Annotated in this window: 7 protein-coding genes and 1 pseudogene; 6 read left to right on the top strand and 2 right to left on the bottom strand. The window is 44.9% G+C overall.

From position 1 onward, the window contains the following. The 3 genes from PF479_RS03220 to PF479_RS03210 all read left to right on the top strand — a co-directional run. On the top strand, nucleotides 1-780 hold a 780-nt coding region (locus PF479_RS03220), incomplete at its 5' end, for a glucuronate isomerase (RefSeq protein WP_298002171.1). A 62-nt stretch (nucleotides 781-842) separates the two neighbouring features. Then, the gene (locus PF479_RS03215; protein WP_298002169.1) at nucleotides 843-971 is read left to right on the top strand and encodes a hypothetical protein; all 129 of its coding nucleotides are present in this window, start codon (nucleotides 843-845) and stop codon (nucleotides 969-971) included. A gap of 78 nt (nucleotides 972-1,049) precedes the next feature. Further along, entirely contained in the window at nucleotides 1,050-1,595 is a 546-nt protein-coding gene (locus PF479_RS03210) for a flavodoxin domain-containing protein (protein WP_298002167.1), read from the top strand. A gap of 9 nt (nucleotides 1,596-1,604) precedes the next feature. On the opposite strand, the gene PF479_RS03205 is transcribed toward PF479_RS03210, so the two are convergent. Further along, entirely contained in the window at nucleotides 1,605-2,606 is a 1,002-nt protein-coding gene (locus tag PF479_RS03205) for an NADP-dependent oxidoreductase (RefSeq protein ID WP_298002165.1), read from the bottom strand. Between the two features lie 83 nt (nucleotides 2,607-2,689). Continuing rightward, on the bottom strand, nucleotides 2,690-3,925 hold the full coding sequence (locus PF479_RS03200; RefSeq protein ID WP_298002163.1) for an MFS transporter: 1,236 nt from the start codon (nucleotides 3,923-3,925) through the stop codon (nucleotides 2,690-2,692). A gap of 911 nt (nucleotides 3,926-4,836) precedes the next feature. Here PF479_RS03200 and PF479_RS03195 point away from each other — a divergent pair. From PF479_RS03195 to PF479_RS03185, 3 genes and pseudogenes are all read left to right on the top strand, one after another. After that, nucleotides 4,837-6,096 carry a glycine betaine/L-proline ABC transporter ATP-binding protein gene (locus PF479_RS03195; RefSeq protein WP_298002161.1) on the top strand — a complete coding sequence of 420 codons (1,260 nt, stop codon included), beginning with the start codon at nucleotides 4,837-4,839 and terminating at the stop codon, nucleotides 6,094-6,096. A 6-nt stretch (nucleotides 6,097-6,102) separates the two neighbouring features. After that, nucleotides 6,103-6,942, top strand: coding sequence for a proline/glycine betaine ABC transporter permease (locus PF479_RS03190; protein WP_298002159.1), 840 nt, complete (start codon nucleotides 6,103-6,105; stop codon nucleotides 6,940-6,942). Between the two features lie 69 nt (nucleotides 6,943-7,011). Then, nucleotides 7,012-7,505: pseudogene (locus PF479_RS03185) on the top strand (glycine betaine ABC transporter substrate-binding protein); the annotation flags it as partial.

The raw sequence follows: 7,505 nt of genomic DNA, 5'->3' as shown, positions 1-7,505 counted from the left end.
GGAACGGACATCCGGGATTCTGCCTCCCTGGTCAAGGCCATCGAAATCCGGCACCAGTACTTTCACGATGCGGGGTGCCGCCTCTCCGACCATGGCCTTGAAACCTGTTATGCCGCAGCCTATACAGAGGATGAAGTAGCCATCATTTTCAGCAAAGCCCTGGCCGGTCAGAGCATTACTCCCAGCCAGCAGGACCAGTTCAAGACGGCCATGATGGTTCTCTTCGGACGCTTGGATGCGGAAAAGAGCTGGACCAAACAGATTCACCTGGGAGCCCTGAGAAGCAACAACACAAGGATGCTCAAGATCCTCGGTCCCGATACAGGCTTTGACTCGGTGGACGACAAGAACATCGCCGGACCCCTGGCGGCCTATCTGAATCTGCTGGACAGCCGGGGACAGCTCCCCAAGACCATCCTCTACAACCTGAACCCCCGGGACAATGAAGTCATCGCCACCATGCTGGGCAACTTTCAGGACGGCTCTGTGGCCGGAAAGATTCAGATGGGCTCAGGCTGGTGGTTTCTGGATCAGAAAGACGGCATGGAAAGACAGATGGAAGCCCTCAGTCAGCTGGGTCTGCTCCGCCGTTTCGTAGGCATGCTCACCGACAGCCGTTCCTTTCTCTCCTACACCCGGCACGAGTACTTCCGCCGGATTCTCTGCAACATTCTGGGAAAAGACATGGAAAAGGGACTCATTCCTCATGACTTTGAACTCGTGGGAGCCATGGTCCGGGAAATCTCCTATGAAAACGCCAGAGACTACTTCGGTTTCTGATTCACTTGTGCGTCTCCCCGGTCCTACCGGGGGCGTGCTCTGCGGGGGTATCGTCCACCAGGGTGGACTGCTCCGCACCCCTGCGATCACTGACGCCTTCGGCCATGGATGATGTCTGGCGTGAACTGGGCAGTCCTTCGGGAGAATACTTTACCGACGAGCATAACGCAGTAAAGAATGCACTGCCCTGACTTTTCTTTTTAAAAAAAGTGATGTTTTGGATGACATCAGGTGTTTTATGATTGTCTATCTCTATAAAGGAGAGTCTTATGAAAGGACTGGTCGTTTTCTATTCCGCAACAGGAAGCAACAGGTATCTGGCCCAGAAAATTGCAGAAAAATCGGGCTTTGAAATGGAGGAAATCCATCCCCGGGTGAATGCGCTTTTTCCTCAACTCCTTGCCTCTCTTACAAAAATCGGTGTGGGAAACAGAGCCATCCGCCGGAATTTCACCGAATATGATAGAATCATCCTCTGCGGTCCCATCTGGATGGGACAGGTGATTTATCCCCTGAGGAGTTTTATCCAGAAATATAAGTCGCAGATCAATAAGCTGTACTTCCTCAGCTGCTGCGGAGGGGGGGATGAACAGAAGGACAGCAAATTCGGTTACGAAACTGTTTTTTTCAAAATGAGAAGTCTTCTGGGTGATAAATTCGTCAGTGGCTTTGCCTTGCCCACCCAACTTCTGGTCAAACCCGGCCAGAGGGAAGATGAGCTTATGAAGACAAGATTGTCCGCCGAAAACTTCTCTGTTGTGGAACTGAGATTCAATGACGCTCTGGAGGAAATCCTTAAACTAAGGGATATATGAAATGGGTTGTTACTTCACCTGAAGTATCACTTTACCTTTCGCTCTTCCGGTTTCAACAAATTTGAGAGCATCCACCCCCTCAGATAGTGGGAAGACCTTTGCAGTTACAGGATGAATCTTTCCCGCTTCAATCAGAGTGCTGATCTCATTCAGCTGGTCTGCATCGGGTGACATCAGAAAATAGCGGTACTGAGCCGATTTCTTTTTCATCCTCTGAGTCACTTTTCTGCCTGTCAGTTTCAGATAAAGCCGGGGGATTAGGGATAATCCCCACTCTTTTGCTGTCTGACCGTCAATGGGACCGGCTATGGAAACCACAAACCCGCCCTTTTTCAGCACTTTAAAGGCATCAACACTATAAGAGCCTCCGAGTGTATCAAAAACAATATCAACTTCACTGACAACATCCAGATAATTTTCATTCTTATAATCTATGACTCTGTCGGCCCCCAGTTCCTTCACCCATTCCACATTGAGGGAGCTGGTTGTTGTGTAGACTGTTGCACCCAGGGCTTTGGCATATTGGATGGCAAAAGAGCCCACACCGCCGGAACCGGCATGGATCAGTATGGAATCACCCTTTTTTATGCCGGCCATTTTGAGTGCCTGCACTGTTGTCACCCCCACCAGTGGTATTCCCGAGGCTTCATTATGGGTGATGTTCCCGGGTTTTTTCACGACGACAGAGGCATCAACGGCTATGAACTCAGCAAATGTACCCGGTGTGTCAGAGGGAACCCTGGCATAAACTTCATCACCCACAGTCAGATTGGTTATATCCTGACCCACTCCAACCACAATCCCGCTGAGGTCAAAACCTATAGGGGCGGGAAAGTTCAGAGTCTTGATCTTCTTCATGGCTCCTTTGACAATCTTGTAATCGACGGGATTGACTCCGGCGGATCTAATCTCTATAAGAACCTGATCATCATTAATCAAAGGGGTTGGAATTTCCGTATTCTCCACATTGTCTGCAATTTCACCGTAACCGGTTATCTGTAACGCTTTCATATTTTGCTCCTACTATTTAAACTAATGTATTGACGTTTACGAAACAAATGAATTTTATCTAATCAACCGGTCCATTCCTGGTTTCAGGACGTTTTTCGCCTGATATCTTCCTTGTTCAGATATTTCAAAGATCCCGCCAGGAAAAAGCCCAGGACCAGGCAGAATCCCCACATCCAGGAGTAACCCAGGTACTCCAGAACGAAACCCGACACCAGGGGTGCCAGAGCTCTTCCTCCGCCCCTGGTGATGAGAAACAGGCTGTTGAAACGTCCCCGGTGATTCACCGGACAGTGATTGGACACAAAGACTCCTGAATTGGTGGCATCCAGAATCTCTCCGGTGGTCCACAATAAGGTTGAGATTAAAAACCAGAAACCATGGGGTATCTGAAACATGAGCAGGCCGAATCCCAGTCCGTAGAAGATATACCCCAGAGCGATGCGGGTCAGGGGTCTTTTCCTCCGGCACAGATGATTGAGCAGGGGGGTGAGAACAATAACAACCACGGCATTAAAGGACATTATAATTCCGAAGAACCGGGGACCCTTGTCACCAAAGATCTTCAGGATCTGCAGGGGCAGGGTGAAGCTGTTCTGGGAGTAGATAAAGGAGGCGAATACGGTGATGAGGGCATACCAGGCCAGTATGGGCCGGTTCCACAGGGCCTTCAGAGTCGAGCTGTTGTCGTGCTCTTCATTCTGCTCCACCCTGATCTTGCTTGTTTCAGGCTCCCGGATAAAGAAGAGGATCAGAAGAATGGTGGTGATGGTGGTGATACCGTCGCCCCAGAAGATCCACTGCCTGTAGTGATTAAACAGAAATCCCGCCAGAATCGGCCCCGCTGAAACCCCGATATTGATCCCCAGATAGAGGAGAGAAAAGGCGGCACTCCGTTGTTCCTGGCTGGTCAGGTCTGTCAGCAGGGCCGTATTGATGGGTCTCACGGCGCCATTGAAGAAGGTAAAGACTAGAAGGAGCCAGGCCACCAGAGGCCTGTCGGGTACAAATCCGCAGATCATCACAGACAGGGCTGCCAGAGACTGGAGGGTGAGCATTATCTTTTTGCGGCCCGCCAGGTCTGTGAGCCGGCCTCCCATCAGGGCCCCTGCCATCATGCTGATCCCCACCAGAGACAGGACCAGGCCTGTCTGCTTCTCACTGAATCCCAGATACCGTGTCAGGTAAAGGGTCAGAAAAAAGTTGGCAAAGTCTCCCATACGGTTGATGATCCGGGCCAGAAAGAGGATATATACAGAGGAGGGGAGGCTTCTGTAGGGGTTGATAATTGATGCCGATAAGCGGCTGATCCATCTAATCATGAACCATTTAAACAGAGTTTGACTTTTGAAGAAAGGGGGTGCGCTGAACAAAACTATTTCTTGAAAATTATCACAACATTGTTGAGGCTATATGCCTGAATTATCAAGGTACTTGAAAAGGTGAGTCAATAAATGAAGAACCGACAAATAGCGATATTATTTGCATTTATATTTCTATTATTGAATTCATGTGTATCGAATCAACGTGTGGATTATTTGTCCCGGATAAAAGAAATACCTGCAAAGAATTTTGAAAATTATACATTTAACCCCAATAGTAAAGTAATATTGTTTCAAGATTAAATGATACTCCTGATTTTATTCTGAATTACTTGATGAATATGGATAACAGTGATAACTACACCTTTTAATCGATTAGTGAAGAAGAAAAGAATCAACACAAGCACTGTTGCATAAACTGTCAATAACAAGTATTGTTATTTTCATAATGTTTTTATTTGTTCAAATCTATCAGCGTATATCATATAAAACTAATATACAGTTTTATAAAATTCTAAGTCCATGGTACGAACTGTTGATGGAATACAAAACAAAGTGGATAAATACTACAGCAGTGGCTGGTGGAAGAAATAATTCTTTCAATAATATGTATTTATTTATTAGGGGATTATTTTCTCCTATCATTGATTTATGGGAATACAAGTATTCCTGTCTTTTATTCTAATTTTAATGGTGGTTCTTCAACGGCTCCATAGCCGGAAAGAATCACTCGTCTGTTCATAGTACACACTAAAAAACATTGAGTATTGTCTCTTTACGTTTTGAAAAGAAGTGCTATTCACTTTCTGATCTGCATATGATCAATTAATAAATTCGAATAATCTTTTTTGCAGTTCACATAATACATGTGTGAATTGCTTTATGACTATTGCATTAAGGGGATTTAATTTATGGCTTTAGTAGAAGTAAAGGATTTGTACAAAATATTTGGTACAAATCCAAAACGCGCGATTCCGCTGATAAAAGAAGGGAAATCGAAACAGGAAATAAAAAAGAGAACAGGGTGCACCATAGCAATTAATGATGCAACATTTGAGATACACAGAAAAGAAACATTTGTTGTTATGGGACTGTCCGGCAGTGGTAAATCAACCTTCATACGATGTTTAAACAGGCTTATCAAGCCCACTGCCGGTCAGATACTGATTGATGGACAGGACATTGTAAAGATGGACAACGAAGAACTCCGAGAGCTTCGTCGTTACAAAATGTCCATGGTTTTTCAGCATTTTGGACTCCTTCCTCATAAAAACGTTGTTAACAACGTTGAATTCGGTCTGGAGTTGGGTGGTATGGAAAAAACAGAACGAAGAGAGAAGGCTATGGAGGCTATAAAGCTCGTTGGTCTGGAAGGCTTTGAGTTTAGTTTTCCCAACGAACTCTCTGGTGGTATGCAGCAACGTGTTGGACTTGCGCGGGCTTTGGCAAATGATGCGGAAATACTGCTTATGGATGAAGCCTTCAGTGCACTAGATCCTCTCATTAGGGCTCAAATGCAGGATGAGCTGCTCGATCTTCAGGACAAAATGCACAAGACAATTATATTTATAACTCACGATCTGGATGAGGCCTTGAAGATTGGAGATCGTATTGCCATCCTGGGACCTGACGGACGGGTACGACAAATAGGGGTTCCGGAGGACATCCTCTCAAATCCCGCTGATAATTATGTAAAAGAATTCGTTCAAAATGTCGACCGGACAAAGACAATAACAGCAAGCTCCATTAAACAGAGCTGCCCTCTTCTTAATAGTTCTAAAGACGGGCCCAAGGCTGCTCTGCATTTAATGGAAAAGCATAGTATATCCTACGCTTATCTGGTGGACTCCCAAAGGAGTCTGAAAGGCATCATTCACATTGAGGATGTCATAGAACTGAAGAAAAAGAAAGAGAATGATCTTTCCACAATAGTTCGACACGATTTTTACACTACAACTCCAGAAACAGCCATAGCTGATTTGCTCGGGACTGCTCTCCAAACAAAACACCCGATAGTCGTTATCAACGAAAAAAATAAGTTTTTGGGGATTGTTAGCAGAGAGATGATCATTACCGAGGTCAATGAGGGTGTTGACGATTCCGATACACCAACTGTTTTCAGCGAAATACTTGAAGAAACAGAGACCATCCAGAATGAACAAAGGAAATAGAGTTAAATGAATATAATAAGAGAGATTTTTGATATTGGTGCAGGATTTGAAAATATTATTGAATGGTTGACCGAAGAAGCTGATTGGCTGTTTGATTTCATCGCTTTAGTAGTTGAAGGATTTTTAGAGGGGGTGAATTGGGTGTTTCACCTCCCCCCGGCATTCGTAATGATAGGACTTTTTTGCTTATTGGCCTGGAAAGTTGCAGGAAAAGGCGTTGCACTTTTTACCCTGATTGGATTTTCCTTAATCCTCTATATGGGATATTGGTCGGAAACCATGGATACTCTTTCCCTTGTTTTTTCCGCTGTTATCTTTGGATTACTCATAGGTCTTCCTCTTGGAATATGGGCGTCAAGATCAGACTCAACCTGGAAAATCATGCGTCCAGTACTGGATTTCATGCAGACTCTTCCGGCTTTCGTATATTTAATCCCTGCTGTACTGCTTTTTAAATTGGGACCAGTTCCAGGTGTTATTGCAACCCTAATTTTTTCACTGCCTCCTGTAGTACGGTTGACCAATTTAGGCATCAGACAAGTTCCGGTTGAAATCCACGAAGCCTGCCGAGCCTTTGGCGCAACCCCTAAACAAATGCTTATAAAAGCAGAATTGCCGGTAGCACTTCCGACCATTATGGCAGGAGTAAATCAAACCATTATGCTGGCTCTTTCCATGGTAGTGATCTCAGGAATGATTGGAGCTGGAGGCTTGGGAAACGTGGTTCTCAAGGGGATAACCCAATTAAAAATTGATATGGGATTCGAGGGCGGAATTGCCATCGTAATCCTGGCCATTTTTTTAGATAGAGTCACTCAGGCTTTCACGACTAAGGACAAGAGTTAGAATTAGCATTGAAATATTCCGAAATACACGTTCGGAATTAATATATTACTATCTTAAAAGGAGATAAAGATGAACAACTTACGAAAGATCTTAATGATCGTTCTCATGATCTCAACTGCGGCAACAGGTGTTTTCGCAGGGGGACAACAAGAATCAAAAGCAGACCTAAAGACCGCTAACCTGGTCTATGCCAACTGGGAAGAAGGTGTCGCTTATACCAATTTAGCGAAAGTTATACTGGAAGACATGATGGGATACGAAGTAACTATTACAGCTGCTGATGTAGCACCCGGATACGCAAGTGTAGCTGCTGGAGATCAGGATGCCTTTATGGAAACATGGTTACCCGTACTTCATTAGGATTACATTGAAAAGTTCGGTGATGATCTCGTCGATCTTGGTAATGTATACGATGGGACTCAAAGTGGATTAGCTAGTCCCTCATACATGTATGATGCCGGCATTAAAACTGTTTCTGACCTTAAAAAACCGGAAGCTATGAAAATGTTAGATAAAACCATAGTCGGAATAGATGCCGGAGCTGGTATTATGAAAACAACTGA

Source organism: Oceanispirochaeta sp. (assembly GCF_027859075.1).
Classification (GTDB): domain Bacteria; phylum Spirochaetota; class Spirochaetia; order DSM-2461; family DSM-2461; genus Oceanispirochaeta.
Note: the sequence above shows the minus strand (reverse complement) of the source record. Positions and strands in the feature narration are given on the sequence as shown.

Bases quoted from the DNA above. Each gene is read 5' to 3' on its own strand.
- PF479_RS03200 (WP_298002163.1), bottom strand. From the start codon at position 3,925: ATGATTAGATGGATCAGCCGCTTATCGGCATCAATTATCAACCCCTAC.
- PF479_RS03210 (WP_298002167.1), top strand. From the start codon at position 1,050: ATGAAAGGACTGGTCGTTTTCTATTCCGCAACAGGAAGCAACAGGTAT.
- PF479_RS03195 (WP_298002161.1), top strand. From the start codon at position 4,837: ATGGCTTTAGTAGAAGTAAAGGATTTGTACAAAATATTTGGTACAAAT.
- PF479_RS03190 (WP_298002159.1), top strand. From the start codon at position 6,103: ATGAATATAATAAGAGAGATTTTTGATATTGGTGCAGGATTTGAAAAT.
- PF479_RS03205 (WP_298002165.1), bottom strand. From the start codon at position 2,606: ATGAAAGCGTTACAGATAACCGGTTACGGTGAAATTGCAGACAATGTG.